Below are 25,330 nucleotides of genomic sequence, written 5' to 3'. Positions count from 1 at the left end.
CCCACCCCCGTACCAGGAGAAAGATGCCCATCACCGCCCAGATCTCCCCCGGCCCGCGGAACCGGCCACGCGCCGCCGTCGCCATGAAGCCGGACGCCGCGGCCGCCCTCCTCGACGCACGGTCCCTGGCCGCGCTCGGCGAGGTGTGCGACCTCGCTCCCCTGCCCGTTCTCGACGACTTCACCACCGACCAAGCCCGCGCCGTACTTGCCGACGTGGAGGTCCTGGTCACCGGCTGGGGCTGTCCGCCGCTCGACGGGGCGGCCCTGGACGCGGCGCCGCATCTGCGCGCCGTCGTCCACACCGCGGGCACCATCCGCGGACACATCACCGAAGCCTGCTGGGAACGCGGCATCGAGGTGTCGTCGGCGGCCGCCGCCAACGCCCTGCCGGTGGCGGAGTACACCGTCGCCATGATCCTGCTCTCCGGCAAACGGGTCCTGGAACGGGCCCGCGGCTACCGGACCGAGCGCCGCCGCGACAACTGGCTCGCCACCTCGACGGAGGTCGGGAACTACGGCCGCACCGTCGGTATTCTGTCCGCCTCGCTGATCGGCCGGCGCGTCATCGAACTGCTGCGGCCGTACGACCTGCCGGTGCTGCTCCACGATCCGTACGTCTCCGAGGCGGAGGCCGCCGCTCTCGGCGTCCGGCCCGTCGGCCTCGGTGAACTGTTCGCCCGCAGCGACGTGGTGAGCGTCCACACCCCTCTGCTGCCGGCCACCCGCGGGCTCGTCAGCCGTGAACTGCTCACCTCGATGCGCCCCGACAGCGTGCTCATCAACACCTCGCGGGGCGCCGTCGTCGACCAGGACGCGCTCGTCGACGTCCTGCGGCAGGACCGGATCCGGGCGGTCCTCGACGTCACGGAACCCGACACCCTTCCCGCCGCACACCCCCTCTGGGAGTGCGACAACGTGACCATCACCCCACACCTCGCGGGCTCGCAGGGCAATGAGTGGCGGCGACTGGTCGATCTGGCAGTCGGCGAGGCCGGCCGCTGGGCCGCGGGCGACGGATTCGCCCACCCCGTACGACGCGAAAGGCTGGCATTCCTCGCATGACCGCACCCCACCTGGGCTCTCCCCTCGAACTCCCCGCCGATGACCGGGCGTTGAGCCCGCACACCGGCTACACCCGCGCGCACTGGGAGGCAGCTGCGGACGGACTGCTCAAGGCCGCCTGGCAGTGGGCCACTCCGGGCGGCGCGCTGCTGGACCTGCCGGGCCGGCCGTCCGCATCCGGGGTGCGTTCCGACGGTCTGGAGGGATACGCGCGTACGTTCCTCGCCGCCGCCTTCCGGGTGGCGGGCGCGGACGGCAAGGACCCGCACGGCTGGCTCGACCGGTACGCCGACGGACTCACCGCAGGTACCCGCACCCCCGGCCGGGACGATGCCGAGTCCTGGCCGCTGATCCGCGACCACACCGTCTTCGGCCAGCCGATGGTCGAGTCCGCGTCGGTCGCCATCGGTCTGCGGCTGACCCGGCCGTGGCTCTGGGACCGGCTGGAGTCCGACGTGCGGGACCGTGCCGAGGAGTGGTTGCGCGGCGCGCTGCGGCACACCCCCGCTCCCAACAACTGGTATCTGTTCCCCTACTCCGTGGCCGCGTTCCTCGACTCCGTGGGCCGTGGCGACGCGGAGACGGCCCGTGCGAAGGAGCGTGCCCTCGACCTGCTGGAGGGCTGGTACCGCGGGCAGGGCTGGTACTCGGACGGCGACGGCCGCGCGTTCGACCACTACAACGGCTGGGCGCTGCACCTCTACCCCGTGCTGGACGCGCATCTGTCGGGTGACGCCGAGTTGTCCGCGCACTACGGCGACCGGCTGCGCGAACATCTGGAGGGCTTCTCTCTGCTGTTCGGCGGCGACGGTGCGCCGATCCACTTCGGCCGCTCGCTGACCTACCGTTTCGCGGCCGCTTCGTCGGTCGCGCTCGGAGCCGTCACCGGGCACACGCCGCTCACGCCCGGCGCCTCGCGTCGGTTGATCAACGGGTCGCTGCGCTACTTCCTGGACCGGGGTGCGACCGGTACGGACGGGCTGCTGAGCCTGGGCTGGCACGGCCCGCACGAGGCCACGCTGCAGAACTACTCGGCCCCCGCCTCGCCGTACTGGGCGTCCAAGGCCTTCGTCTCGCTGCTCGCCCCGGACGGTCATCCGCTGTGGACCGCGACCGAGGAGCCCGCGCCGAGCGAGGGCCCCGACCGGGTGCTCGCACTGCCGGCGCCCGGACTCCTCGTGCAGTCCACCCGGGCGGACGGGATCGTACGGCTGCACAACCACGGCAGCGACCATGTGCGCCCGCACGAGGGCGAGTCGGGTGTGCAGGACGATCCGCTGTACAGCCGTCAGTCGTACTCCACGGTGACCGGCCCCACGTCGAAGGCGAACGTGGCGGACAACCATCTGGCCGTGGTTGTCGCCGGGGTGCGCAGCGGTCGCCGTGCCATCCGTCCGCTGGGCGCCGGCGGGGGCGACGGCTGGGGCTGGGCCGCCTCCTGGCACCGCCCGGTGTTCACATCCGGTGCGCCGATGGTGCCGGGGATGCGGGTCGAGAGCGTCACCGTGGTCCGCGGCCGGCACGAGTTGCGGGTGCACCGCGTGCTCGGCGCACCGGCAGGGGCCCGGGTGGAGCAGACGGGCTGGGCGACCGGCCGCGACGATGCGGTGACCTCCGCGTTGCACGGTCTGCACGGCTGGGAGACGCGGGACGGGATACGGGCCCCGCAGGGCACGGCGTACACGCGCTGGGCGGTGGTGCCCCGGCTGTCCGCGGCTGCCGACGGCACGGTGGTGCTGGTGGCGCTCGCCTCGCTGACCGCGGAGCCCGACGCGGCGCCACTCGATGCGGTGGTGAGCGGGGTGAATGTGGACGGGGACACGGTGGAGGTCTGCTGGACGGAGGACGCGGCGACGACATGTATCGGCTTCGAGCCGCTGACGGTCACGCACGGGTGAGCATCGGGGTTGCGCGGCCCCGGGGCCGCGCAATCCCGCCCGCCCCTACACGTCTGTCCTGATCACCACGGCCAGTGTGCGCGGACCGTGCACGCCCTCCACCCGCTCCAGTTCGATGTCGGACGTGGCCGAAGGACCGCTGATCAGCGTCGTGGGCCGCTCCGGCACCAGCCGGGCCACCGCCTCCGGAACCCCCGTCTCGACCGTCGACAGATCGACGACGCACACATGCAGATCGGGGACCAGGGACAGCGCCCGCCGCCCCTGGTCGGGTGAGCCGTCCAGAAAGATCGTGCCCGTCTCCGCGCAGCTGACGGCCGAGGCGGTGACGACCCCGTCCAATGCGTCGAGCCGGGGCGCCGGAATGTCGGCGGAGTCCTGCTGGACCTCACCGCCGTACGCGTTGAGCCACGCCGCGTCGAGTCCGGCCGGCACACCGATCCGCCGTGCGCCGCGTTCCCGCAGCACCTCGGCGACGACCTGTGCCGTGCGGTCTGCGGTGCAGGTGTGCACCTGTGCCTTGTAGTCGACGAGCCGGTCGGTGAAGAGGGCCAGGCGCTCGTCGTCGGGGAGGGTGCGACCGGTGCGGTAGGCACGGCGGACGGTGGTGTCCTGGATCGGGGCGAGAGCCAGGGCGTCCCTGATCCTGCCCAGCACCGTTTCGCGAGCGGTCGTCACTTCTCCTCCTCCTTCTGGTTCTTCCGGTTCTTCTCGTGCTCGTCGGCAGCGGCCCGCATCGTCGCGGCACCTTCGGCCGATGCCAGCCAGGAGCGGAAGGTCTGCTTCGGCGGGGCGGCGGTGTCGCGGCTGTCGCTCCAGCCGTCGAACGGCGGCGGCAGATGCGAGATCTTCCCGTCCCGCCCGGCGATGACGCGGCCGATCGCCGCACCCTTCTGCGCGGCGGTGTACAGCTTCGGCCTCTTCATCACTCCGGCCGCGGCCTTCATGGCCAGCTTCTCCGCCGTCGTGCCGGACTCCTCGGTGTGCTGGTGGCGCAGCTCGACCAGCAGCGACGGAATGTCGATCTTGACCGGGCAGGCGTCGAAGCAGGCACCGCAGAGGCTGGAGGCGTACGGCAAAGAGCTGTTGGGGTCGTCCTTGGCCGCGTGCATACCGGCGAGCTGCGGGGTGAGGACCGCGCCGATCGGTCCGGGGTACGTCGATCCGTACGCATGGCCTCCGGCCCGTTCGTACACCGGGCAGACATTGAGACAGGCCGAGCAGCGGATGCAGTTGAGCGCCTCGCGCCCGATCCGGTCGGCGAGCGCGGCGGTGCGTCCGTTGTCGAGCAGGACCAGATGGAAGTCCTGCGGCCCGTCGCCGGGTGTCACACCGGTCCACATCGAGGTGTACGGGTTCATCCGCTCACCTGTGGAGGAACGCGGCAGCAACTGCAGGAAGACTTCGAGGTCCTGATGGCGCGGCAGCACCTTCTCGATGCCCATGACGGTGATCAGGGTGTCGGGCAGGGTCAGGCACATGCGGCCGTTGCCCTCGGACTCGACGACACAAAGGGTGCCGGTCTCGGCGATACCGAAGTTGGCGCCGGAGATCGCCACCTTGGTCGTCATGAACTTCTGGCGCAGATAGGCGCGGGCCGCGGCGGCGAGATGCGCGGGTACGTTGTCGAGGCCCGGGTCGACGCCCGGGATCTCCTTGAGGAAGATCTGCCGGATCTCGTCGCGGTTGCGGTGGATCGCGGGCACCAGGATGTGCGACGGTTTGTCGTGCGCGAGCTGGACGATCAGTTCGGCCAGGTCCGTCTCGTACGGGGTGATACCGGCCGATTCGAGGTGCTCGTTGAGGCCGATCTCCTGGGTGGCCATCGACTTGACCTTGATGACGTCGCCGCTGCCCGTCGCCTTGACCAGCCGGGTGACGATCTCGTTGGCCTCGACTCCGTCGCGCGCCCAGTGGACGGTGCCGCCCCGCTCGGTGACTTTGCGCTCCAGTTGTTCCAGGAGTTCGGGAAGCCGGTTCATGGTGTCGGTCTTGATGGCCGAGCCGGCGTCGCGCAGCTCTTCCCAGTCGGGCAGTTCGCCGGTGACATTCAGGCGTTTGGCACGGATCGTGTGAGTGGCCCTGCCGAGATTGCGGCGCAGTTGTTCATTGCGCAGTTCGTCGTGGGCGGCCTCGGGGAACGTCCGGTCACCGCGCAGATTTCCGGTTCCGTACGGGGAACGTGGCGGGGTCGCGGGCATGCCGAGGAAAGTGCTGCTCATCGGGCGGCCTCCGTCGGGACGTACGGCGAGGTGCGGGTGGAGGACAGGATCTGTGCGAGGTGCAGGGTACGGGTGCCCGAGGCGATACGGGAGAGTCCGCCGCCGATATGCATCAGACAGGACGAGTCGCCCGCGGTGCAGACATCGGCTCCTGTGGTGGCGATGTTGCGCATCTTGTCCTGGAGCATCGCCGTGGACGTCTCGGCGTTCTTGACGGCGAATGTGCCGCCGAATCCGCAGCAGGAGTCGGAATCGGGGAGCTCGACGAGCTCGATGGAGTCGACGGCGCGGAGCAGCTTCAGCGGCTTCTCGCCGACCCGGAGCATGCGCAGGGAGTGGCAGGTGGGGTGGTACGTCACCCGGTGCGGGAAGTACGCCCCGACCCGGGTCACGTCCAGGACGTCGACGAGGAATTCCGACAGCTCGTACGTCTTGGCCTTGACGGTGGCGACACCCGCGCGCAGCGCCGCGTCCCCGTACCGTTCGGCGACGATCTCGTGCTGATGGCGGACCGAGCCCGCGCACGAGCCGGACGGCATGACCACGGCGTCGATCGACGCGTCACCGAACTGCTCGGCGAAATTCCGCACCAGGGGCACAGGTTCGCGTTGGTATCCGGTGTTGACGTGCATCTGACCGCAGCAGGTCTGTCCCGGCGGGAACACCACGTCATGGCCCAGGCGGGCGAGCAGGACCGCAGTCGATTTCACCGCCTCGGGGAAGAGCGTGTCTCCCAGACAGGTGGCGAAGAGTCCGATGCGCATGGGGTCTCTCCGATCGATTCTCCATTTTTATGGTCCGACCATACTAGCCTCGGTCCGGAACGAGAAGGGTGCGGCACGCCATGCGGCACGCCCGGGAGCGGCATGATTAGTCATGCCCCTGACAATTTCCCGCGCCAACCCGTCGCCACTCACCGCCCCTACAGCCGCTCGGAGCTCTCGTCGACCAGCGTGCCGTGGAGGCTGCGGATGTGCTGCTCGACCAGGTCGGCGGCCTTCGCACCCTTACCCGCGCGCATCAGCCGCAGGAGTTCGGTGTGCTCCGCGTTGAGTGCGGCGGCCGTGGCCGGCCAGTCCTCGGCCTCCTCCAGAGCTCGCAGGATCAGCGGGCGCACCGACTCACGTACTGCCGAGGTGAGCGTGGAGGTCAGCTCATTGCCGGAGCTGCGGGCGATGTGCACATGGAACCGGGTGTCCAGGTCGTTGAACTCGGGAACCCCGACACCCGGCTCCCCCATCCGCACGACCAGGGCCTGCGCCTCGTCGAGGTCCTCCTTCGACGCGTGCCGCGCGGCCGCCTCGAAGCTCGACCTCTCCAGCACGACGCGCGCCTCCAGGACGTCATGAAGGCTGTAGCTGCCGAGGGCGAAGTGCAGACGCAGCAGCCGGCCGAGGGCGTCGTCCGGGTTGCGTACGATCCGCGCCCCGGCGTCCGGCCCCCGGCCCGGCTGGGCGACCAGCACACCGATGGTCTCCAGCACCCTCAGCGCCTCACGCAGCGCGGACCGGCTGACCCCGAGAACGGGTGCGAGCTCACGCTCGGGCGGCAGCCGGTCGCCGGCCCTCAGCTCACCGGCGAACACCCGCTGCTCGATGCTCTGGAGCACGAGTTCATGCGTACGGGACTGCTGTACGGGTTGCCACTCGACGGGCATCCGTCACCCCCTGCCTCGGCCGGAATCATCCGGTTGCCGTCATGCCTGCTGCCGACCTCCAACTATGTCACACATCACGTATGGTCGGACCAAAGGTCGGTCGTGCGGCACCCGCCACCGACGGCCGTCGCGACACGTCCGTTCTCAGTATGTGACGACGATGCGGCGGCCCACTCCGTCCACGTCGATGTGCCCGCCGAACGGGATGATCTGCTGCGGATCGGTGTGTCCGAGGTCGATGTCGAAGACGGCCATGGTCTCGGGCGCGTATTCGCTCAACGCCCGTATGACCGCGTTGCGTTGCTCCTCGCGGTACCGTTCCCCCTGCTCGACGGCGAGGGGCCGGTCGAAGGACCAGTTCTTGGCCCGCCCCATGAGGAGGGCGGGGAACTGGCGCAGCAGCCCCCGCTCCCCCATGTTCCGCAGAATCCGGTAGACCTCGTCGGCGGACGGCATCTCCTCGGACGTTTCGAGGAACAGCACCCGGCCCGCGTAGGCGGCGACCGGCTGGATCCCACGGTCGGCCATCAGCAGCCAGGACAGGATCTCCAGGTTGCCGCCCCAGCTCGCGCCCTGGACGGCCCGGCCGTCGGCGTTGTGCCAGATCCAGCCGTCACAGGGCAGCATCCCGGGTTCGGAGTCGAAGGTACGCGGCTCCTCCCAGCGGCCGTCGGCCCCGTTGGTCTCCTTGGACGGGGTGAGCTCGAAGGCGCCACGGGTGAAGAGCGCCGCCCTCAGGGAGTCGGCGGTCAGGGGGTGCATCGCGCCGGGGCGCCCCATCTCGACCATCACTGATCCGCCGTGGTAGCCGACGATGCCCAGGTTGCCCAGGAACACCAGCAGGTTGGTGCAGTCGCTGTATCCGAAGAAGGGCTTGGGGTTGGCGCGCAGGAGGTCGCGGTCCAGGTGCGGCAGGACGGTGATCTGGTCGTCGCCGCCGATGCTGGAGATCACGGCCTTGATGTCGGGGTCGACGAAGGCGGCGTGGATGTCGGCGGCCCGCTCCTGCGGGGTGGAGCCCATCTTTCGCGTCGTCGGGTACTCCACCGGATCCAGCCCGAACTCCTCCCGCAGTCTGCGCAGTCCCAGCTCGTAGGGCAGGGGCAGGATGCCGGGGAGACCGCATGACGGGGACAGCACGGCGACACGATCGCCGGGCCGAGGCTTGGTGGGGTACAGGTGTGTCGACATCCGATGAGCGTATGTGCCGAAGCGCCCGGGCTCCGTCGAATTTTCCGCCCCGGTCGGTTTGTCTTCCAGGTGCTGGTCACACGGGCCGCCCTCGTCGCGCGGCGCGACCCGCCGTTCAGTCGGTGAAGGATCCGTGGCGGCCCGCTCCGCCCCCGAAGCGGTCGGCACCGGCCTGAGTCTCCCCCGCGGTCAGCGGCACCAGGCCGTGCCGGTACTCCGAGGCCAGGGCGTCCGGCTCGCTCAGACCGTGCTGCTCGCGCACCGAGAGCCGGTCGTGGCGCAGACACAGCTGCGGGAACGCGGCGATCTCCCGGGCGAGTTGCTCCGCGGCACGGCGAGCCTCACCCCGCGGGACGATCCGGTTGACGAGCCCGATGGCGTGCGCCTCGACGGCCGGGACCGGCCGCCCGGTGAGGATCATGTCCATGGCCCGGCTCTCGCCGATCAGACGCGGCAGCCGCACGGTCCCGCCGTCCACCAGCGGCACCCCCCAGCGGCGGCAGAACACCCCGAACACCGCATCGTCCTCGGCCACCCGCAGATCGCACCAGACGGCCAGCTCCAGCCCTCCGGCCACCGCATGCCCCGCGACCGCCGCGATGACGGGCTTGCTCAGGCTCATCCGGGTCGGACCCATCGGCCCGTCACCCTCGGCCAGGACCTTGTTGCCGCGTTCCGTGCCGATTCCCTTCAGGTCTGCGCCGGCACAGAACGTGCCGCCCTCGCCCCACAGCACGGCGACGGCCGCCTCCGGGTCGGCCTCGAACCGACGGAAGGCATCGGCGATTCGGTCCGCCGTCGGACCGTCAACGGCGTTACGGACCTCGGGCCGGCTGAGGATCACCGTGAACACCGGGCCGTCGCGCTCGATCCGTACTGCAGGATTCTCGCTCATCGTTCGCCCTCCCACAGGGGATCGCGCAGGGCCCGGCGGAGAATCTTGCCGACCGGGGAGTACGGAATGGTGTCCACGAAGTGCACGGTCTTCGGAACCTTGTACCCGGCCAGCCGGGCGCGTACATGTTCGCGCAGGGCGGCTTCGGAGACCTCGGCCCCCGCTCGCAGGGTGACGAAGGCGGTGACGGCCTCGACCCAGACGGGGTCGGGGGCGCCGACCACGGCGCACTGGGCGACGGCGGGGTGGCTCGCGAGCGCGTCCTCGACCTCTCGCGGGTAGACGTTGTAACCACCCGTGATGATCATGTCGCTGGTGCGGTCGACGAGATGGAGATAGCCACGGTCGTCGAAGCGTGCGAGGTCGCGGGTGCGGACCCAGCCGTCGGGGCCGAGGCTCTGCGCGGTCAGCCCGGGCTCGTTGTAGTAACCGGTCATGGCGAAGGGGGCCTTGACGCGCACCTCGCCGATCTCACCGGCCGCGACCGGGGCGCCGCCCTCGTCGGTGAGGGCGAGCTGCACATCGACGGCGGGGTGCCCGGCGGCACCGAGCAGCGCGCCGCCCTCGGCGTGATCGTCCTTGTCCAGCACCGTGACGCACAGCGGTGCCTCGGTCTGGCCGAAGTACTGGACGAATCTGGGGCCCCAGGCGTCCAGTGCGTGCTCGATGAGCGGGCGCGGCATCGGGCTCGCGCCGTAGACGACGGTGGACAGCCGGGCGAGGTCCGCGCGCTCGGCCCGCCCTTCGGTGAAGAGCATGCCGAGCATGGTGGGGACGAGGTTGACGGCGGTCACCCCGTACCGGGGGATGGCGGCGAGGTACTCGTCCGGGTCGAAGCCACCGAGGACGACGGACGCGCCGCCCCGCACCCAGTACGGCAACACGAAGGTGCCACTGGCGTGGATGAGGGACGCGGCATGCAGCATCACATCGTCCCGGCCCGGCGAGACGAGATTGGACAGGATGTTCGCGGTGATCGCGGCGTAGCTCGCCTGGGTGTGCTGGGCCGCCTTGAGCGTGCCGGTGGTGCCGGAGGTGTAGAGGATCAGGATGACGTCGTCCGGCGCGGCGGGCAGCATCGGGTCGGCGGCACTCGCCCCGCGCATCGCGGCCATCAGGTCGAGGTGGTCCGCATCCTTGGACTCACCCAGGCAGGCGAGCCTCAACCCGGCCACGGACGAGCCCAGTTCGAGCGCCCGCTCGGCGAGCTCGGGCCCGTACACCAGCAGTGTGACGCCAGTGTCCCGGAGCATACGGGTGTGTTCGGCAGCGGAGAGCCGGCCGTTGAGGGGGACGCGGGCGACGCCGGCCTTGAGGCAGGCGAAGTCGACGGAGACGGACCACAGCCCGTTGCCCAGGAGCAGCCCGACACGGTCGCCCCGTGAGACGCCGAGTCCGGCCAGGACATGGGCGAGGCGGTTTGCGGCCTCGTCCACCTCCGCATAGGTGAGGGAACGGTCTTCGAAATGCACGGCGATACGTCCTGCGAAACGCGCGGCACCGCGGCGCACCAGGTCTGCAGCAAGCATGTGCCGGACCATAGACCCGCCACATACAGTCCGTCCAGACTGTTTGTTGGTTCATTTCCGTGTCGTAGGCTCGCGCCATGCCCGCCGTCACGCCGCCCACCCGACGCACCCAGCAGCAGCGAAGGGAGGAGACCCGGCAACGGCTCCTCGACGCCACGATCGACTGCCTGGTGGAGCACGGCTTCGCTGGTACGACCACTCAGCGGGTGCAGGAACGGGCCGGGGTGTCACGGGGTGCACTGCTGCACCACTTCGCGTCCAAGGCCGACCTGTTGGCGGCGGCGACCCACCATGTCGCCGAGTTGCGCCTCGCACACATCCGCGCCGAGACGGACGGGGGAGCCGCTCATCCGGAGCACGGGCTCGCGCTGCTGCGTACCGCGATGTCGGGACCGCATTTTCTCGCGGGTCTGGAGCTGTGGCTCGCGGCCCGCACCGATCCCGGCCTCAAAGCGGCTCTCCTGCCCGCGGAACGGGAGGTGGGCGCCGCTCAGCGCGCCGTGATCTCAGACATCTTCGGGCCGAAGGTCGCGGCGCGCGAAGATTTCGCCATGTTCTGCGAATCGCTGCTGGTCCTGCACCGAGGGCTGGCGCTCACCAGCGTGCTGCGCGAGGACCCGGCGTTCGGGGACGAGATGCTGCGGCTGTGGGCGGAGCGCTTCCTCACCTGATTCGCGCGATCCACCGTGTTCACCCGATTCACCCGGTTCATCCGATCCCATGGATTCATCTGATTCTCACGCAACCGTTCTACGGTGGGCCGTGTGACCCAGATGAGCCCGCCCGGCTGGCACCCAGACCCCGGGTATACAGGAATTGGCCCCATTCAGGAACGCTGGTGGGACGGCAACCAGTGGACCGACCATCTCCGCGTGCCGCCCGCCGCGATCCGGCGCCGCCGGCTGCGTATCGGCATCACCGCAGGTGTGGTGGTACTCGCCGCCATCGGGGGCGGCCTCTTTCTGCTGTCGGACGATTCCGGCGATTCGAAGGAGCACGCGGCCACTGCCCCGTCCACCGCACCTTCCGGTGCGCCCGGCCGCGGGCCGGGCGCTCCCGGGGGCGGCGGTGAGAGCCGGGCACCCGAGCAGCAGGTACCGCAGACCGAGGACGGCTTCGCCACGGACCTGGCCAGCGGGATCAGCCTCCCGGTGCCCGACGGCTGGACGGGCAGGTCGGGGATCGCGGGCGCGGGAGTGACCACGGGCGAGTACGCCTGTCCCGGTGACACGTCCCAGGAGTGCGTGCGCGGCGGGGTGTTCTCCATGCCGGCGAAGGCCCTGAAGCTCGACACCACAACGGCGAAGGCCACGGCGACGAAGGACATCTCCGCCAACGCGACGGAGTCCTACGGCGAGAAGATCTACGGAGGCATCACCTCGCATCAGGAGCTCAAGTCGGGGCCGGTCACCGTGGCCGGTGAGCGGGGCTATCTGGTGCGCTGGAAAGTGGTGACGAAGAGCGGTGACGACGGGTACGTCCAGTCGCTGGCGTTCCCGTCCCCCCGCTCCACGGACACGCTGATCGTCGTCCGTTCCGGCTTCGACATCAACACGAAGGCGCCGGAGCTCTCCGTCATGGACGACATCACCAAGGGCATCAAGGCCGCATCGGGAACGGGCTCCGGTCCCGGCACCACCGCGTAGGAGCGTTGCGCCCGATCAGGACGGCGGGGCGGGCGTCGTGCACCGGTGAGTACGAAAGGACGACCGGACTGAGTACGTCGTCCGATTCCTGACCGGGCCATCGCTGGTCGAATGACGGCCATGGCTCCTGACGCACCGCCCCGCCCCCGCATGCAGCACGTCACGACCGCCGGTACGGCCCTGGCCGTGACCCTGGCCCCGCTGGTGATCGGCGTGCTGCTGGCCAAGACCATGGCGACGGATCCGATGACGCCGGTCAACGCAATGGTCACCAGGGGTGGGCAGCCCGTACCCGTCTCGCCCGCGCAGTGGCGCAGATGCGGCAGGCATGCGCTACGCAGCTGGAAGGGCCCGCTGAACGCCTGCAAGCGCCCGGGCGCTCTTGTGCAGCGATGCCCCGGGGTACGTCGCCCACGACGGCTCGGGGTGCTGCTGCGCGAGCGCTGACAGATCAACGGGCCTGTCCTCCGGGCAGGCCCCCGTATGTCAGGCCCGTCGGCAGTGCAGGAACAACTGGGGCTCGGCCACCGCTGCTTCGTAGGCCGGGGTGAACAGGCTGCTGTGCTCCCAGAGGACCGTGAATCCGGCCCGGGCGACCAGCTCGGCGAATTCGTCGGCGCCGAAGCTGGTCGCCCGCACCTTCTGTCCCATGAAGACGACGCCGACGTCCTCGACGTCCAGCGGCACCGTCGCGACGACCAGGTGGCCTCCGGGTACCAGCAGTCGCGCCAGCTTCCCCAGGAGTCGGGACTGCTCGTCGCGGGACATCTGCAGCAACGAGAAGTACACGCAGACCGCATCGAAACTCCCCTCGTCCAGGGGAAGTTCGCGAATATCGGCACACTCGAAGGATGCGCCGGGCACTTGTCGGGCCGCCAGGTCCACCATGACGGGCGAGACGTCGACACCCAGCACGTCGTGACCGGCGTCGACCAGGGTCTGCGCGGTCGGCCGGCCTGTTCCGCAGCCCACGTCCAGGACCCGGCTGTGCGGTCCGATGTGCTCCAACAGCCTTTTCAGCGAGGCGTGGTGGGTGGCCGAGCCGGCGAACGCCCGCTCGTACTCGGCGCCCAGAGCATCGAACACCCGCGCGGCCGGGAGGCCGTGGTCTTCGTTCATCGATGTGGTCCTTCCGTTGCCCCGACGGCTCCTCGGGATCGTTTCATCATTCGCAGCGACCTTCAACGCCCGATCGGGGCACGTCACATGAGGGATCAGGGCGACCTGGTTGCACGCCGGGACCGAGTCCGGGATCTCCCAGCCGCCGATGGCCGGGCAGGAGAAGCCGACCCGGTCCGATGCGCGGGTCGCCGGACACGGCGCCGGGCAGAAAAACCCGGTGAGCTGCCGGCACCGGGTTCACTACACTCGCCACCGATCGCACGCTGCAACACCATCGCAGCGCGCACCGTGACGAGTGAGGGGAGACCGGCCGTGCGTTACCGCACCGCTGTTGTCGTCCCCCAGTCGCGGTACGAGGTGATCCTGGTGTCCTCGTGTGCCCGGTGCCCGCTGCGCGGCTGGCATCGGATGTCCGTGACGAACAACTGACCCCATTCCTGCAGGTGTTGAGCCGCACGGGCGGCTGTGCCGCGATGCGGTGCGCCGCATCAGGGGTTTCTGCGGGGCCTGACCACAGGCCGGTTCGTCCGGGAATTGCGCCGACCCGATCCGGATCACCCCGAAAGGCCATGGGCCGTGCGTACCGACCTGCACCGTCATCTCACCAGTCCGCTGACCGGCGTTCGCAATCTGGGCATCCTCGCCCATGTCGATGCCGGCAAGACCACCGTCACCGAACGGATCCTCTACCTCACCGGCACCACCCACAAGCGGGGCGAGGTCCATGACGGGACGACAGTCACCGACTTCGATTCCCAGGAACGCGACCGTGGGATCACCATCTTTGCCGCTGCGGTGAGTTGTGCCTGGGACGGCCACCGGATCAATCTGATCGACACCCCGGGCCATGTCGACTTCTCCGACGAGGTGGAGCGCTCGCTGCGGGTGCTCGACGGCGCGATCGCGGTGTTCGATGCTGTCGCCGGGGTCGAACCGCAGAGCGAGTCGGTGTGGCGGCAGGCCGATCGGCACGGGGTGCCGCGAATCGCGTTCGTCAACAAGCTGGACCGTGCCGGTGCCGACCTCGACACGGCGGTCGCGTCGATAAGGGCGCGGCTTCACACGGTCCCGCTGGTGGCACAGCTGCCGATCGGAAAGGAGGACGGGTTCACCGGGGTGGTGGATCTGCTGCGTATGCGGTCGCTGGTCTGGGCCGACGGCCGCGGCACGTTCGAGGAGGGCCGGGTGCCCGACGCCCTGTGGGAAGAGGCGCACCGGCGCCGCCGACTGCTCGAGGAGACGGTGGCGGAACTCCATCCGGTCGCGTTGGAGGAGTTCTGTGCGGAGTCGACGGTCTCCGCACAGACCCTGTCCACCGCCCTGCGTGACCTGACCCGTACCGGTGAGGGCGTTGTGGTGTTGTGCGGTTCGGCCTACCGCAACCGAGGGATCGAACCGCTGCTGGAGGCCGTCGTGGCCTACCTGCCCTCGCCACTGGATGTGCCGGCGGTACGCGGCAGCCTGGACGGCGCGGTGCAGGAGCGGTCCGCCGACCCGGCGGCACCGTTCGCCGCGCTGGTGTTCAAGGTGAACTCGACGGCCACGGGGCGGCTGACCTACCTGCGCGTGTATTCGGGAACGATCCGGAAGGGGGACGCGGTGCTGGACGTGGGCGCGCGGCGCAACGAGCGAATCGGCCGGATCCTGCGGGTGCAGGCCGGACAGCACTCGGACGTGGAGCAGGCGGTGGCCGGGGACATCGTCGCGGTGATCGGGCTGAAGGCCGCCCGTGCCGGGGCGACCCTGTGCACACCCGCGGCGCCCTTGGTTCTCGAACCGCCCTCCGTTGCCGATCCGGTCGTCTCTGTGGCGGTCGAGGCCCGCAGACGCATCGACACCGAACGCTTGGTGTCGGCGCTGGCGCGATTGGTCGAGGAGGATCCTTCGCTGGCGGTCCGGACCGATCCCGAGACCGGTCAGACGGTGCTGTCCGGAATGGGGGAACTGCATCTGGAGGTCGCGGTGGAGAAGATCCGTCGTGCTCACGGGCTGGAGATCGGCGTCGGCCGGCCGCAGGTGGCCTACCGGGAGACGGTCGTCCGAGGGGTGTCCGGACTGGTGTACCGGCACGTCAAGCAGGACGGAGGTGCCGGCCAGTTCGCTCATGTCGTCCTCGATGTGGAGCCGCTGGAAGCCGCCGGAGACAACGGCACTGGCGATGCAGTGGACTTCGTGTTCCGGTCGACCGTCACCGGTGGCCGGGTGCCGCAGGAGTACGTCCGGGCGGTGGAGGCCGGCTGCCGGGATGCCCTGGCGGAGGGGCCCCTCGGCGGACACCCGGTGACCGGACTGCGGGTCACGCTGGCCGACGGGGCCACCCACTCCAAGGACTCGTCGGAGATGGCGTTCCGGACGGCCGGCCGGCTCGCGCTCCGTGAGGCGCTGCGCAACAGCGTGATGGTGCTGCTGGAACCGGTGGTGGAGGTCACGGTCACCGTGCCCGACGACGCCGTGGGCGGGGTGCTCGGTGACCTGGCGGCACGGCGTGGCCGGGTCTCGGGCTCGACCGCGCGGGCCGGCACGTCCGTGATCACCGCGACCGTGCCGCTGGCCGAGCTGTTCGGCTATGCGACCCGGCTGCGCAGCCGGACCCAGGGCCGGGGAACGTTCACCACTCGGGCCACCGGTTACGCCCCGGCACCGGGCGCGGTGCCTCGCGGGACACCGGACCGGTAGAACCTTCGACGGCCGCGCCCGTACGCGGGCGGGGCCGTCGAAGGCGCGGGGTCGGTTGCAGCCGAAGCACCTGGGAAGCGGTGCCGGCCAGAACAGCCGGGTCGGGACCGCGTCCGCCGGCGCCCGGTAGCCCGACCGGTTGAGGTACAGATGGTCGCCGACGCCCTGAGTCGGCGGGGATCGAGCGGATCGCGTGCGACCTTTTCCGAAGTCGAGCACGCTGTCGAAGCGGCCGCTCGTGCTCAGGTGTTGACCGTCTGCCGGACCTCCTCCCGGTAGCCGTCCGGGTCGTCGTAGGGGTATGCGCTCCGAACGGGGCCGACGTCGCTCCGTACACCCGAATGCCCGTCGCGTGGGTCCGGGTGATGATCTGTTCGTAAGCCGCGATGACGTCCGCCGCGACCTGCTTCTGGGCCGCCGGTGTGGCATCGGCCGTACCGATGCCGTTGACCCGCTCGAAGAACCTCGTCATCGTAGCGGCGCGGTCTCCGCAGGCGCGCGGGGTCGCCATCGGGAACGCGCTCCGGGCGGGTGTCCGCGCAGCCAGGCGGCCTCTAACAACCCCTGTTAGACAGCTGTTAATGGGCACGAGCAAGATCGGTTCCATCGCTCCGACCAACATCAAATCAGGGGGAGATCTTGCGTAGGATCAAGCGTGCGGCTGCGTTGTTCACCACTGTGGCCGCGGTGACGATGGGGACCATCGCCGCTGCTCCGGCAGCTTCCGCGGGAGTGGGGCCGGCGTGTCCCAATGACGGATACAACCACAACTGCCTCAACCTGTTTTACAACAGCAACTTCGGGGGCGCGGGCGAAACGTTCTGGGACACTCCCATTCCGAACTTCGAGCCGTACAAGTTCGAGTGGCCCGGGCTCACGGGCGCCGGCCTGGGGCAGAGCGTCAAGAACCACGCGGCTTCCGGCTACACCAACACCATGGGGTGGCCCTCCAAGACGTGGGCGACCATCTACTTCAACAGCAACTACGGCGGGGCGTGCGACGCGATCGCCCCCAACTCCAAGGCGTACCAGCTCCACTACACCTACAACAACAACGCGTCCATGACGTGGGCCTACACGGGAACGTGCTACCAGTTCCAGTGAGGATGACCCCAGTCCTCCGGATCATGCTGTCGGCCCTGTCGCTCATCAGCATGAGCGCGTGCACCTCCGAATCCGGATCCGTGCCTCGGGAAACCACGAGCTCGGCATCGGTCGCGCCCGCTTCTCCGGAGAACCCGGCAGCGCGTGAAACGCCCTCTCCGACCTTCAGTCTGCCGCTCGCGGCATACAGTTTCACGGCGGCTCAGCACGCCAGGATCTCGACCGCCGAGGACGCTCTGATCAACGCGTGCGTCCGCAGGTTCGGCATCGTTGCCCAGGCACCGGTGTACGACGCGTCCGCACAGCAACCGTCGGATCGGCGGTACGGCCTGATCAGGCGCCGTGAGGCCGAGGCGGAGGGCTACCATCTCCCGATTCGGAAGACGCCGGAGAAGCGGACGCGGATCGACGACGATCTCATGCTGGTTCTCCATGGCACGACGACTCCGTACGCGCCGGCGGGGACAGCGGCGCCGCCCCCGTCACCCCTTCCTGTTCTTCATGGACGGCAGATTCCGAAGGGGGGTTGCACGAAGGAGGCGAACGACAGGATCCACGCACCCTTCACCTACCCCGCCGGCTCGGAGATCGCGAGCCTGATCAACAGCCGCGCCAACCGGGAATCGACGCAGGACGCGCGCGTGCGGGCGGTCTTCGCCCGGTGGTCCTCCTGCATGAAGTCGTCGGGCTTCTCCTATGCGACCCCGATGGACGCCATGGCTGACCAACGGTTCCTCGGCCCTGCCATTTCCACGTTGGAGAAGCGAACGGCGGTCGCCGACGTCACGTGCAAGGAGTCCGTACAGCTCCCCCAGGTGTGGCTGTCCGTCGAGTCCGAGAAGCAACAGTCCCTGATCCGGCAACACCGCGAAACCCTCGACAAGTTGTACCTGATGCATCAGAGGAAGATGAAAGCGGTTGACGATGTCCTCGCCACTACGGCCGGTCACTAGAAGGGGAATTGGAGGGCCGGAAGGATGTGATGGACCCTCGTATCGGCCGAATCATGCGCGATACGGCTGAAGACTTCACCGTGCATGCCGAACCGACAAAGTACACAACCTCGACGGCTGGTGGTGGGGCGACGTCCGCTGCACCCCCTCCCGCTCCGATGACTGCCCGGTCGCCGACCATGGCACCCACGACGCCTGGTTCCCTGGAACCAAGGCAGCGACAACTACGTCCGGAACGGCCTGTAAGACGCTTCCGCGAGAAGCCCACCACCGGTCGCTCCTCCTCCATCGTCTCTTCGGCGACGCATGGTTACCCCGCCCCAAGCCGACCACTTCGTCATGTCGTACGGCTGCCTCCGGAAGGAAAACCCGTGACCATCAAGACCAAGCTCGCCAGGATCGGTACCGTAGCCGCCGCCGGCGCGGCCCTCGCGGTGCTCGGCTCCGGCTCCGCCTTCGCCGGATCCAATGGCCAGCAGCTGCGCTTCTACGACACCCAGGGCAGCACCTACTCCATCCAGGTCGCCGGATGGAACCACGCCGGCCAGTACACCACCGCCTGCTTCAACACCCCCGTCAAGGACAACTACATCGGCGGCTGGTGGTGGAAGTGGGACCTGCACTGGGTCGGTTACTCGAGCGCCGGCTGCTCCGGCAACGTCACCGTCAGCGAGAGGCAGGACTACGTCGAGCCGAACCAGGCCGACGACTGGTGGTTCATCCACAGCTGACACGCCTGAGTTTGTGAGGGCCTCTCCAAGAATCGGACACTGTCGGTCGATTCGGGGCCCGGCGTGACGTCGGCGCCCAAGACCCGGTTGGGGTCTTGGGCGCCGAAGTCGTCGTACGGGGAGGGTGTCGATGTCGATGCAGCCGGGGGTTCCAGGTGAGTCCCGGTGGAGACGGTGCGGGTGCACGGGCCGCCTGGCGGGGTTGCGGTACCGGACCGTGGCATCACGCGGGCCCACCATGGCCAGGTCCCAGAAAGGTCAGGCCGCTCGTTCGCCGGGCGGCCCCTCGGCCCGCCTCGGCTCGTATGTCCTCGTCGTGGCGGCGCGCGAATGCCTTGTCCGGTGCGGATTCCAGGGCGGCATACGGACGCAGACCACATCGCCGCAGACCCCCGAACATCTTCGGCTCGACCGTTTACCATGATCAGGTGATCACGTAGGCCGTCTCCACCACCATCACCCCACGGGCACGATGGTGGCGGCAGCGGTCCGGAAGAGGGGGACTGATGGAGATCGGTCTGGCGGAGACCATCAAGGCACTGCGTGGCGAGTTGGCACAGGCCATGGCGGACGGCGAGGGCCAACCGGTCCGGCTTCGAGTGCAGTCGGTGAAGCTGGACGTGCAGGTCGCGGTGACGGCATCGGCAGAGACCCAGGGCGGGGTCAAGTTCTGGGTGCTGTCCGCCGGCGGGAAGGCGACCGGGGGCGCCTCCGCCACACACACCGTGTCTTTGGAACTCGCGGCCGAGACGGCCGACGGCGGCTCGGTCCTGACGGATTCAGGACGTGGAGCCGTTCTGGAGGACTGACGTCATCATGAGTCGGTCCAACGAAAGTGGCCTCGGCCGTGGCTGATCTGATCGCCGCGCAGCAGGCCCTGGAGCGCGTGGCCATGGTGGTGCGCCGCGGATCCGACGGTGTCCCTCGTTTCGCCGCTTCCGGTTTCATGCTCGCCTCACGACTGGCCATCTGCGCCGGCCACGGCTTCACCCGACCCGGTGACAGCTATGAGGTGAGACTGCCAGGGCAGTCGGCGCAGAAGGTTCAGGTCACCACGGTGTTGCGGCACCGGATCAAAGAGGTGGACCTCGCCCTTCTGGTTCTCGGGGAAGGCGGGCATGCCATCCCTCCCGCCCGGTGGGGCATCCTGCCCCGAACGGTGGGGTCGGTACCGTTCATCGCGGTCGGGTTCCCCGACTATGCGTCGCGTCAGGATGTGCCGACAACGCGTCAGTTGACCGGGGCGATCCTTCTGGGCTCCTTCCTGGGGGGCCACGAGATGGAGCTGGCCCTCAGCAGCCCTGCGCCGCAGCATTCAAGCGGATCTCCCTGGAAGGGCGTGTCCGGGGCAGGGGTCGTCACGCACGACGGTGTTCTCGTTGGCGTGTGCACGAGCCACCACGTTCCGTCCGGCGCAGCGAGCCTCACCGCGACTGGCCTCTCCCAGGTAGCCCGCGATCCCGAATTCGCGCACCTGCTGACCGAGCACGGGGTGGAGCCAGTGCCGGCGGGGGACTTCCTGCCGCCTCCGCTCCACCCAGCCGTACGCGACCGCGTACTCACCCACGCCGAGGTCGTACGGCGCCTGCTCGGACGACGCAGTTATCTCGACGAGGAGCACCTTCCCTTCATCCATCCGGGGATGGACCACGCATCGCATCCGGACCACCTGTTCGCCCGGCTCAGCACCGCCCGCTCACGAGGGGCGCTGCTGATCGGGCCAGCCGGCTCGGGCAAGACGCGGACATGCTTCGAGGTCGCCCACCGGGCAGACCGCGCGGGCTGGCAAGTCCTGCATGTCCAGCCCGACAGCGCTGTGACGGTCGACGATGTCGCCACATCCGTCATCTCCTGCGGCCGCCGACGCGTGCTGCTGATACTGGACTACCTCGACGCCTGCCCACAGGTCGACCTACGTGTCCTCGCCGAAGTGCTGATTCCGGAGGCCAAGCGGCGTGGTGTGACCGTGACGTGCCTGGCCTCCGTCCGGCCCGGGTCTCTGCACACGGTTCAGCTCCGCGGCAGTGGTCGAGTGCTGGATGAGATCTATGTCCGGGAGGACTGGCCACACCAGTCCGCGATCATCGCCCAAGTGGTTCGGCGCGCGGCACCTGAAACCGTGCGCCTATGGGGGAACGAGGCGCTGTCCCAGCTCTGCGGGCGGCGCCCGGTGATCGCACTGTTGATCGCGCGGGCGATCGAGGAGCAGGGGCTCGCCCAGCACCCACCGGGGGTGGCGGCATCGATCCGGCCCGGCGAGCTGCTGGACTGGCTGCGCGAGGGCATACGGCGGGACGCGCTCGCCGCGAACCCCGTGCTCAGCCCCTCCCCCTGGGATGTCGCCTCCCCCGACGTCGAGCGGCTGGCCTTCACCGTGGCGGTTGCAGCGAGCCCTCAGCCCCGGATGATCGTCGAACAGGCCATCGACACGTTTCTCACGATGGCCGGCGGGTCGACCGTTCCGTTCGGAGGGCGGCGTGTCGTCGACACGCTGATCTCTCTCGGGTGGCTCGATGAGGTCGGCGGTCAGCTGGTCGTGGTCCACGACATCGTCACCGACGAACTCCTACTGCAGTCTCTGATGCCTTCTCCCGGATGGAGCATCGACGCAGCCACCGCCGGTGCACTCTTTGCCACATTTACGCAGCATGCGCGTACATTCTCCATTTTCACCGGCCATCTCCGACGGCTGGCTGTCGACATGGCAGCGCATGGCCCCACTCATCGGTTCGCTGCCCTGGAACGCTTTTGCAAGGAATGGCTCACGGCCCAGGCGGATCAGCTCGGACACCTTTTGGCGGACGCCGGTGATGACGGCGGACAGGCGCTGCTGACGATGGTGACAAGCCGGCCCTGGCAAGGATTCGATCGCACTGTGTGGAACACGCTCGTTGCTCCCTGGCTCGCCCGTGCCGAGGCCGACCACACCGCTCGGCCGTTCCTTACCGCCGCCCTGAGAGGCATGGATCCTGCTCCCGCATGCCTTGTCGAGGCTTCTGTCGGGTGGCTCGTTCGCCGGGGCGGACAGACCGACACCGAGTATCTTCTGCTCGCCCTGCTCGAGCGCCCCGACCTTCCGCCGGAGGCCGAGGACCTGGTGGTCGACTGCACCCTTGCCTGGGTGTCTCCCCGGCCCGACTGGCGTCATACGCCTGCGCTGTTGAAACGCCTGCTCAGCATGGACCACTCCAGGCATCGGCTGCAGAAAGTAGTCGCGATCGTATTGGCGTGGCTCACGCCGTACCGATCCCTCGGGGTCGCACCAGTGATCCGTGCATTTCTGCAGCGTGCGGACATCGACGCGGTCGCTTGCCGGAAACTTCTGGACCACGGCCTCGTGTGGCTGCGTGCCGATGTACGGCCGGGCTCGGACGTCGGTCCGGAACTGTGTGCTCTCCTCGAGCATGACCGCCTCCCGGACCCGGACCGCGCAGCACTGATCCGAAGCGCACTGGATTGGCTGGAGGCGGGACGGATGTACCCGAGCACGGGTCGGGTCCTGCACAGACTCCTGTCCACGGACGGGTGCCCGCCGGAGCTGCGTCCAAGGATGATCGCCGTCGCCCGATCGTGGGCCGCCGAGGGTCCTGCCGAGCACCCGGCACTCTCCCGCGTCATTGGCACGCTGCTGTCCGCCGACAGCGTGGCGGACGCTGCCACCCCCCTCCTGGAACGGCTGAGGTCGCAACCTGACGCCCAGTCCGCCCCGGCCATACTCCTCCGCCTGCTCATGCACTACGAGGAACTCACCCAGGACCAGGCTCGGACCGCCGTCACGCTCGCCTTCACATGGCTTGACAGCCACCCGGAGCACGAGGCGTTCAGTTCGGCGCTGGGGCCCCTCCTGCGCGTGCCGGACCTGCCGTCCGCGCAGCTACAGCGTGCCATCCGTCTCGGGTGTGCCGCGCTCCTCGCACGTCCGAACGATCACGTGCTCATGGCCGTCATGCTCAGCCAGCTCGACGGGCTGACGCGCGATCAAGCACGGTCCGTCGCGGACGCCAGCCTGCGGTGGCTGGCCTGCCACGGCGGCAAGGCCCAGCGCTCGGTCCTCGCCTCCTTCCTCACACGCCCGGACCTGTCCGTCGAACAAGCACGCATCGGCATCGACATCGCTCTGAACCGTCTGAGCACCGACCGGTCGACGAAGGTCCGCTCCGTGTTCTCCGGTGTCCTGCGCCATCCGGCCCTTGACGAGGATCGGCGATCCCGCGCCATCGACACCTCCCTGCGCTGGCTCCAAGAGCACGGCATGCTGCCAAAGGCACGTCTGGTCATCGAGGATCTACTCACTCTCCCGGCACTCTCCCCGAGCCAAAGAGTCCACGCGATGCGCCTGGCGGATTGCTGGTTGACCCGGCATGGAGAGCTTCCATTCGCCGATCGCCTCCGCTCGGCATTGGATGCGGAATCGCTGCGCGACGCCTCCCGAGAACAACTGGGAGCCGGCTCAGGACCATCGGCCCGGTGCTGACGGACCTCGAAATCTCTACGCCAAGGCCGCCGCTGTCCACGAGGCCGAATCCACCTGGCCATGGTCGGCGGGCGCTCCGTCCGCGCTGTCGACTTGCGCCCTGGAGCGCACCTTGGCCGGGTCAAGAGGCGTCTCGGGAGTTGGAGATTGGTCCCCAACCAGTTCCCAAAAAAGACCAAAGGGCCGTTTCAGATTGCTCTGAAACGGCCTCTGACCTGCGACTCCTAAAAGTCGGGACGACAGGATTTGAACCTGCGACCCCTTGACCCCCAGTCAAGTGCGCTACCAAGCTGCGCCACGTCCCGATACTCGCCTGACCTGGGGATTCCCCCTGGCCGAACGCGCATGAGAAGAATACCGCACTTGGACGGGTGGTCACGAACACCTTTCCCGGCTTGACCTCAACCAAACTTGATGTTCAACCCTGGGTTCATGACAAACACAGCTGCTGCCCCCACGGGCGATTACCGCGACATGAACCGGCTGATGAGCCTGATGACAGGGGACGAGAAGCACGGCCCCGCCGCGACCTCCACGCTGGATGCCCTCTGGGTGCTGTACGACCGGGTGCTGCGGGTGACACCCGGCGCCGCCGACGCACCCGACCGCGACCGTTTCCTGCTGTCCAAGGGGCACGGTCCGATGGCGTACTACGCGGTCCTCGCCGCGCACGGATTCTTCGGCGAGGAGCTGCTCTCCGGGTTCGGGACGTACGACTCACCGCTCGGGCATCACCCGGACCGGACGCTGGCGCCGGGGATCGAGATCGGCAGCGGGTCGCTGGGGCACGGGCTGCCGCTGGCCGTCGGGAGCGTGCTCGGTCTACGGGCGCAGGGGCTGAACGACCCGAGGGTATGGGTGCTGATCGGGGACGCCGAGCTGGACGAGGGCAGCAATCACGAGGCCCTCGCCTACGCGGGCCCGGCCGGGCTGGAACAGCTGCACACCGTGGTGATCGACAACGCGTCGGCGTCCTACGGCCGGCCCGGTGGCATCGCGGCCCGGTTCGAGGCTGCGGGCTGGTCGGTCGACTCCGTCGACGGACGGGACCACGAGGCCTTGTACGCGGCCTTCACGGCACCACACCCCGGGCGGCCGCGGGCCGTGGTCGCCCGTGTCGCCCCCAAGAACTGAACGCACCGGGCGACAACCGAAGAGACAGAAGCAACGAAACCGGAGAGGGACATTTCACATGGACACGATGCGTGACCGCTTCATCTCGACCACCTCACAGCTGCTGGACGAGGACCCCCGCCTCGCGCTGGTGCTCGCCGAGATCAGCCGGGACGGCTTCGACCGGGCCGCACGGGCCCATCCGGACCGGGTCATCAATGTGGGAATCAGGGAACAGCTGCTGATCGGGACGGGCGCCGGGATGGCGCTCACCGGCCTGCGGCCGATCGTGCACACCTTCGCCAGCTTTCTGATCGAGCGGCCGTTCGAGCAGGTCAAGCTGGACTTCGGCCATCAGGGAGTGGGCGGGGTGCTGGTGAGTGCCGGAGGCTCGTACGACTGGCCGGCCGGCGGCTTCACCCATATGTCACCGGGCGATGTCGCCCTCATGGACACCCTCGACGGCTGGACGGTGCACGTCCCGGGCCACCCCGACGAGGCCGAGGAGCTGCTGCGGCAGGCTGCGGCCGGGGACGACCGGGTGTACGTACGGCTGTCGCTGCAGTCCAACGACCGGGCGCGGCCGGTCGGCGCGGGGACCGGTTTCACCACGGTGCGGGAGGGTGAGGGCGGGGTGGTGATCGCGGTCGGGCCGATGCTCGACAATGTCCTCGCGGCGACCGACGGCCTCGATGCGACCGTGCTGTACGCGACGACGGTGCGCCCCTTCGACGGGGCCGGGCTGCGGCGGGCGGTCGGTGATCACGGGGCCGCCGATGTGGTGATCGTCGAACCGTATCTGGCGGGCACGTCCACGGCCGCGGCCAATGACGCGCTCGCCGAGCTGCCGCACCGCGTGCTGGGCCTCGGGGTGGGGCGGGCCGAGCTGCGCAAGTACGGGGAAATGGACGAGCACCTCGCCGCCCATGGTCTGGATCCGCGGGGGCTGCGGGAGCGGATCGGCGGGTTCCTCCGCCGATGACCGGTGCGGTGGCCCTCGGAAGCGCTCTCCCCCGGCAGCGCCGGGAGCACGAAGTCACCCCGAAGCCACAGAG

The 25,330-nt window shown here is 69.1% G+C and carries 21 protein-coding genes and 1 tRNA gene; 13 read left to right on the top strand and 9 right to left on the bottom strand.

The window, feature by feature from the left end; all coding sequences use genetic code 11:
• The first annotated feature begins 23 nt into the window (after positions 1 to 23).
• Together GA0115254_RS21765 and GA0115254_RS21760 are read left to right on the top strand one after the other, a co-directional pair.
• Positions 24 to 1,064: a hydroxyacid dehydrogenase gene (locus GA0115254_RS21765; RefSeq protein WP_093896967.1), complete on the top strand. Its 1,041-nt coding sequence runs from the start codon at positions 24 to 26 to the stop codon at positions 1,062 to 1,064.
• Positions 1,061 to 2,962, top strand: coding sequence for a DUF2264 domain-containing protein (locus GA0115254_RS21760; protein WP_176740239.1), 1,902 nt, complete (start codon positions 1,061 to 1,063; stop codon positions 2,960 to 2,962). Before GA0115254_RS21765 ends, GA0115254_RS21760 begins: the two co-directional genes overlap by 4 nt.
• 45 nt (positions 2,963 to 3,007) lie before the next feature.
• Here the strand turns inward: GA0115254_RS21760 and GA0115254_RS21755 are convergent, their stop codons facing one another.
• The 7 genes from GA0115254_RS21755 to GA0115254_RS21725 all read right to left on the bottom strand — a co-directional run bounded on the left by GA0115254_RS21755 (position 3,008) and on the right by GA0115254_RS21725 (position 10,456).
• Positions 3,008 to 3,640 (bottom strand): LutC/YkgG family protein, encoded by a 633-nt coding sequence (locus tag GA0115254_RS21755; RefSeq protein WP_093896966.1) that lies wholly within the window; start codon positions 3,638 to 3,640, stop codon positions 3,008 to 3,010.
• A complete protein-coding gene (locus GA0115254_RS21750; protein ID WP_093896965.1) occupies positions 3,637 to 5,184 on the bottom strand; it encodes a lactate utilization protein B in 1,548 nt (515 codons plus the stop codon). The genes GA0115254_RS21755 and GA0115254_RS21750 overlap by 4 nt, the downstream gene beginning before the upstream one ends.
• Entirely contained in the window at positions 5,181 to 5,948 is a 768-nt protein-coding gene (locus tag GA0115254_RS21745; protein WP_093896964.1) for a (Fe-S)-binding protein, read from the bottom strand. Before GA0115254_RS21745 ends, GA0115254_RS21750 begins: the two co-directional genes overlap by 4 nt.
• Positions 5,949 to 6,106: 158 nt before the next feature.
• Positions 6,107 to 6,841 carry a FadR/GntR family transcriptional regulator gene (locus tag GA0115254_RS21740; protein WP_093896963.1) on the bottom strand — a complete coding sequence of 245 codons (735 nt, stop codon included), beginning with the start codon at positions 6,839 to 6,841 and terminating at the stop codon, positions 6,107 to 6,109.
• 144 nt (positions 6,842 to 6,985) lie between these two features.
• The gene (locus GA0115254_RS21735) at positions 6,986 to 8,032 is read right to left on the bottom strand and encodes a S66 family peptidase (RefSeq protein ID WP_093896962.1); all 1,047 of its coding nucleotides are present in this window, start codon (positions 8,030 to 8,032) and stop codon (positions 6,986 to 6,988) included.
• A gap of 115 nt (positions 8,033 to 8,147) precedes the next feature.
• On the bottom strand, positions 8,148 to 8,927 hold the full coding sequence (locus GA0115254_RS21730; protein WP_093896961.1) for a crotonase/enoyl-CoA hydratase family protein: 780 nt from the start codon (positions 8,925 to 8,927) through the stop codon (positions 8,148 to 8,150).
• A complete protein-coding gene (locus GA0115254_RS21725; protein WP_093897004.1) occupies positions 8,924 to 10,456 on the bottom strand; it encodes a class I adenylate-forming enzyme family protein in 1,533 nt (510 codons plus the stop codon). The genes GA0115254_RS21730 and GA0115254_RS21725 overlap by 4 nt, the downstream gene beginning before the upstream one ends.
• Positions 10,457 to 10,533: 77 nt before the next feature.
• Between GA0115254_RS21725 and GA0115254_RS21720 the strand changes: the two genes are divergently transcribed.
• From GA0115254_RS21720 to GA0115254_RS21710, 3 genes are all read left to right on the top strand, one after another.
• Positions 10,534 to 11,127 carry a TetR/AcrR family transcriptional regulator gene (locus GA0115254_RS21720; RefSeq protein ID WP_093896960.1) on the top strand — a complete coding sequence of 198 codons (594 nt, stop codon included), beginning with the start codon at positions 10,534 to 10,536 and terminating at the stop codon, positions 11,125 to 11,127.
• A 102-nt stretch (positions 11,128 to 11,229) separates the two neighbouring features.
• Positions 11,230 to 12,102 carry a DUF2510 domain-containing protein gene (locus GA0115254_RS21715; protein ID WP_093897003.1) on the top strand — a complete coding sequence of 291 codons (873 nt, stop codon included), beginning with the start codon at positions 11,230 to 11,232 and terminating at the stop codon, positions 12,100 to 12,102.
• 120 nt (positions 12,103 to 12,222) lie between these two features.
• Positions 12,223 to 12,549 (top strand): hypothetical protein, encoded by a 327-nt coding sequence (locus GA0115254_RS21710; RefSeq protein WP_093896959.1) that lies wholly within the window; start codon positions 12,223 to 12,225, stop codon positions 12,547 to 12,549.
• A 39-nt stretch (positions 12,550 to 12,588) separates the two neighbouring features.
• Here GA0115254_RS21710 and GA0115254_RS21705 read toward each other — a convergent pair whose 3' ends face one another.
• Positions 12,589 to 13,221, bottom strand: a complete 633-nt coding sequence (locus GA0115254_RS21705) for a class I SAM-dependent methyltransferase (protein ID WP_093896958.1) — start codon at positions 13,219 to 13,221, stop codon at positions 12,589 to 12,591.
• Between the two features lie 579 nt (positions 13,222 to 13,800).
• Between GA0115254_RS21705 and fusA the strand changes: the two genes are divergently transcribed.
• The 6 genes from fusA to GA0115254_RS21670 all read left to right on the top strand — a co-directional run bounded on the left by fusA (position 13,801) and on the right by GA0115254_RS21670 (position 23,162).
• A complete protein-coding gene (gene fusA / locus GA0115254_RS21700) occupies positions 13,801 to 15,900 on the top strand; it encodes an elongation factor G (RefSeq protein ID WP_093896957.1) in 2,100 nt (699 codons plus the stop codon).
• A gap of 639 nt (positions 15,901 to 16,539) precedes the next feature.
• Complete coding sequence (locus GA0115254_RS21690) at positions 16,540 to 17,004, top strand: hypothetical protein (protein WP_141720891.1); 465 nt, start codon at positions 16,540 to 16,542, stop codon at positions 17,002 to 17,004.
• Positions 16,968 to 17,957 carry a hypothetical protein gene (locus GA0115254_RS21685; protein ID WP_141720890.1) on the top strand — a complete coding sequence of 330 codons (990 nt, stop codon included), beginning with the start codon at positions 16,968 to 16,970 and terminating at the stop codon, positions 17,955 to 17,957. The genes GA0115254_RS21690 and GA0115254_RS21685 overlap by 37 nt, the downstream gene beginning before the upstream one ends.
• Before the next feature lie 371 nt (positions 17,958 to 18,328).
• Positions 18,329 to 18,688 carry a hypothetical protein gene (locus tag GA0115254_RS21680; RefSeq protein ID WP_093896954.1) on the top strand — a complete coding sequence of 120 codons (360 nt, stop codon included), beginning with the start codon at positions 18,329 to 18,331 and terminating at the stop codon, positions 18,686 to 18,688.
• Between the two features lie 506 nt (positions 18,689 to 19,194).
• A complete protein-coding gene (locus tag GA0115254_RS21675; RefSeq protein ID WP_093896953.1) occupies positions 19,195 to 19,497 on the top strand; it encodes a trypco2 family protein in 303 nt (100 codons plus the stop codon).
• Positions 19,498 to 19,523: 26 nt separating this feature from the next.
• A complete protein-coding gene (locus GA0115254_RS21670; protein ID WP_093896952.1) occupies positions 19,524 to 23,162 on the top strand; it encodes a S1 family peptidase in 3,639 nt (1,212 codons plus the stop codon).
• A gap of 231 nt (positions 23,163 to 23,393) precedes the next feature.
• On the opposite strand, the gene GA0115254_RS21665 is transcribed toward GA0115254_RS21670, so the two are convergent.
• A tRNA-Pro gene (locus GA0115254_RS21665) sits at positions 23,394 to 23,467 on the bottom strand.
• Positions 23,468 to 23,594: 127 nt separating this feature from the next.
• Between GA0115254_RS21665 and GA0115254_RS21660 the strand changes: the two genes are divergently transcribed.
• On the top strand, positions 23,595 to 24,296 hold the full coding sequence (locus tag GA0115254_RS21660) for a thiamine pyrophosphate-dependent enzyme (protein WP_093897002.1): 702 nt from the start codon (positions 23,595 to 23,597) through the stop codon (positions 24,294 to 24,296).
• A gap of 58 nt (positions 24,297 to 24,354) precedes the next feature.
• Positions 24,355 to 25,257, top strand: a complete 903-nt coding sequence (locus tag GA0115254_RS21655; protein WP_093896951.1) for a transketolase family protein — start codon at positions 24,355 to 24,357, stop codon at positions 25,255 to 25,257.
• Positions 25,258 to 25,330 lie beyond the last annotated feature (73 nt).

It is taken from the genome of Streptomyces sp. Ncost-T10-10d, assembly GCF_900091955.1.
In the GTDB taxonomy this organism is placed as follows: domain Bacteria; phylum Actinomycetota; class Actinomycetes; order Streptomycetales; family Streptomycetaceae; genus Streptomyces.
The sequence above is the reverse complement of the archived record's forward strand: the minus strand, read 5'-3'. Positions and strand labels throughout refer to the sequence as shown.

Coding starts and splice junctions, on each gene's coding strand:
- GA0115254_RS21765 (WP_093896967.1), top strand. CDS start 24: ATGCCCATCACCGCCCAGATCTCCCCCGGCCCGCGGAACCGGCCACGC.
- GA0115254_RS21760 (WP_176740239.1), top strand. CDS start 1,061: ATGACCGCACCCCACCTGGGCTCTCCCCTCGAACTCCCCGCCGATGAC.
- GA0115254_RS21750 (WP_093896965.1), bottom strand. CDS start 5,184: ATGAGCAGCACTTTCCTCGGCATGCCCGCGACCCCGCCACGTTCCCCG.
- GA0115254_RS21745 (WP_093896964.1), bottom strand. CDS start 5,948: ATGCGCATCGGACTCTTCGCCACCTGTCTGGGAGACACGCTCTTCCCC.
- GA0115254_RS21740 (WP_093896963.1), bottom strand. CDS start 6,841: ATGCCCGTCGAGTGGCAACCCGTACAGCAGTCCCGTACGCATGAACTC.
- GA0115254_RS21735 (WP_093896962.1), bottom strand. CDS start 8,032: ATGTCGACACACCTGTACCCCACCAAGCCTCGGCCCGGCGATCGTGTC.
- GA0115254_RS21730 (WP_093896961.1), bottom strand. CDS start 8,927: ATGAGCGAGAATCCTGCAGTACGGATCGAGCGCGACGGCCCGGTGTTC.
- GA0115254_RS21725 (WP_093897004.1), bottom strand. CDS start 10,456: ATGCTTGCTGCAGACCTGGTGCGCCGCGGTGCCGCGCGTTTCGCAGGA.
- GA0115254_RS21720 (WP_093896960.1), top strand. CDS start 10,534: ATGCCCGCCGTCACGCCGCCCACCCGACGCACCCAGCAGCAGCGAAGG.
- GA0115254_RS21715 (WP_093897003.1), top strand. CDS start 11,230: ATGAGCCCGCCCGGCTGGCACCCAGACCCCGGGTATACAGGAATTGGC.
- GA0115254_RS21710 (WP_093896959.1), top strand. CDS start 12,223: ATGGCTCCTGACGCACCGCCCCGCCCCCGCATGCAGCACGTCACGACC.
- GA0115254_RS21705 (WP_093896958.1), bottom strand. CDS start 13,221: ATGAACGAAGACCACGGCCTCCCGGCCGCGCGGGTGTTCGATGCTCTG.
- GA0115254_RS21675 (WP_093896953.1), top strand. CDS start 19,195: ATGGAGATCGGTCTGGCGGAGACCATCAAGGCACTGCGTGGCGAGTTG.
- GA0115254_RS21660 (WP_093897002.1), top strand. CDS start 23,595: ATGACAAACACAGCTGCTGCCCCCACGGGCGATTACCGCGACATGAAC.
- GA0115254_RS21655 (WP_093896951.1), top strand. CDS start 24,355: ATGGACACGATGCGTGACCGCTTCATCTCGACCACCTCACAGCTGCTG.